General features: G+C 43.8%; 1 protein-coding gene. It reads right to left on the bottom strand.

Annotated elements, in window-relative coordinates; all coding sequences use genetic code 11:
* On the bottom strand, window positions 1–193 hold a 193-nt coding region (locus SJH88_RS19475), incomplete at its 3' end, for a DedA family protein (protein WP_274755421.1).
* Window positions 194–393 lie beyond the last annotated feature (200 nt).

The following is a 393-nucleotide window of genomic DNA, read 5'->3' as shown; positions in this document are numbered from 1 at the left end:
ATTTGTATACTATCGGCCTGCCGAGGTACATGGAGAGCACATAGTTGATCAGTGCGCCTATATCTGCTCCTATGGTAGCGAATATTACCACCAAAAAGACATTGAGATCGCCACTGCCCACCGCTGCTTTATAAGCAGCAGGCGGCACCACTACTTCTGAGGGAAAAGGGATGAAAGAACTCTCAATAGCCATGAGCAAAGTGATGTCCAGTAATTGAGATGATCCAGACACCACTGAATGAAAGATATTGATTCCATTGAAACAATCTTGATTATTTATTGGCTTTTTTCCATGCGTCTTTGAGTGACACAGTGCGGTTAAATACCAAGTTGTCAGGCTTGCTATCAGGATCAACCGTGAAATATCCGATACGTTGGAACTGGAAGTGATCG

Origin of the sequence: Comamonas sp. GCA5 (assembly GCF_036541385.1) — a bacterium.
GTDB lineage: Bacteria > Pseudomonadota > Gammaproteobacteria > Burkholderiales > Burkholderiaceae_C > Comamonas > Comamonas aquatica.
This window is presented reverse-complemented; position numbering and strand designations above follow the sequence as displayed.